Origin of the sequence: Collinsella sp. LCP21S3_A9 (genome assembly GCF_052118785.1) — a bacterium.
Taxonomy (GTDB): domain Bacteria; phylum Actinomycetota; class Coriobacteriia; order Coriobacteriales; family Coriobacteriaceae; genus Collinsella.
In genome coordinates this window covers 1-1,315 of the sequence record NZ_JBQKGN010000052.1, presented here as the reverse complement: position 1 = coordinate 1,315, position 1,315 = coordinate 1, and the positions used below count along the sequence as shown (strand labels likewise).

Annotated in this window: 3 protein-coding genes; all 3 read left to right on the top strand. The window is 67.8% G+C overall.

What is annotated here, in order from left to right; all coding sequences use genetic code 11:
* Window positions 1-378 (top strand): hypothetical protein (locus ACTQ05_RS09480; RefSeq protein WP_441538962.1); only part of this gene is annotated, 378 nt, incomplete at its 5' end.
* On the top strand, window positions 375-665 hold the full coding sequence (locus ACTQ05_RS09475) for a hypothetical protein (RefSeq protein WP_432232230.1): 291 nt from the start codon (window positions 375-377) through the stop codon (window positions 663-665). The genes ACTQ05_RS09480 and ACTQ05_RS09475, both read left to right, overlap by 4 nt.
* 82 nt (window positions 666-747) lie before the next feature.
* Window positions 748-1,311, top strand: a complete 564-nt coding sequence (locus tag ACTQ05_RS09470) for a hypothetical protein (RefSeq protein WP_441538960.1) — start codon at window positions 748-750, stop codon at window positions 1,309-1,311.
* The last annotated feature ends 4 nt before the right edge of the window (window positions 1,312-1,315 follow it).

Genomic DNA, 1,315 nt, shown 5'->3' with positions numbered 1-1,315 from the left:
ACGGCAGCCCGTGCCCCCACGAGCGCTACGACTCCGACCCGTACGGCAGCAGTCTCGCCCGTCACAGCAAGAGGAGGCATGACGATGAGTGACCTCGACCGATACCTGACCGACGAGGTGCGCGAGCGAGCCGCCGAGGCCATCGCGAGCCACAACTTTGATGTTCATGTGCCGAGCTGGTCGATCCGCTGCGCGGGATGTGACTGGTCCGAGCTGGGCGGCGTGGTCGAGCTTCACGATCAACACCTGGCCGACCTCGCCCTCTCCGCCGTCCTGCCCGACATCATCCGGCAGGCCAAGGCGGAGGCGTGGGACGAGGGACGAACCGCCGGGGCGGACATGCGCGCCAAGCGGATCGAGGCGGGTGACGAATCGTGAGCGACCTACTAGCCCACCTAGTCGAACTCGATCAGGCCATCACCGACATGCGGGAGGCCCGCAAGCGCATCGAGGCGGCCGTCACCGCGATAGCCGAGGCGAACACTTGGCCCTACGGCGACGCCTACCTTTACCAGGACGACGATTCACCCGAGCGCCTATGGCTCAACGGATTCTCGTGCATCAGACCCAGTGACGAGTTCGCCCGCGATGTTGGACGGAGCGTCATCCAGATGGCGATCCGACGCCCCGGGAAGAGCACCCAAATCGAGGTGACGGCATCGTGAGCGAGATCAACTGGGATGACTACAGCATCTACGACCACGACTTGCCGACCAACTGGCACGCCGCTGCGAGGAGGTGGGTGTGATGACGTACTACAAGGCTATCCGCCCCGACGGCACGTCGTGGTACGACCTCGGCTTCCGGTGGGTGGCTGAGCGTGGGCCGGTCGAGGGTGTGGAGGTGTGGCATCCGTCGCCCTCAGGTGAGCCCAGGTATGACCCGGCAGGGCATTTGGCCGCATCGACCGAGCCTGCCGACTGTTCCGGCATGGGGTGGCCGAGCCGTCTGCTGGAGGTGGAGCCGCTGGCCGATGTGGTGCCCGGGGCGATGCGCAAGGTCGGGTGCGCTGGGTGGCGTGTGGTGCGGGAGCTGCCCGCGTGGCAGGCGCTCGGGCCGTGTGGCCGTGAGGTGGTCGCCTATCTGGCGCTGCTGCCCACCCTGACCGATGACCAGGTGCAGATCGCCGCACGGTACGCCGCATGGTCCGCCGCACGGGACGCCGCATGGGACGCCGCATGGGACGCCGCAGGGGACGCCGCATGGGCCGTCGTCGTCCGCGACATGATCTCCACCCCCCACTTCGCGACGCTCACCGAGCCGATGCGTGCCGCCGGGATCGACTTCGCCGCGCTCGGCGGTGCGTCATGACCCG

What these genes read in the sequence shown, in the direction of transcription:
- ACTQ05_RS09470 (WP_441538960.1), top strand. Translation starts at nt 748, where the DNA reads ATGACGTACTACAAGGCTATCCGCCCCGACGGCACGTCGTGGTACGAC.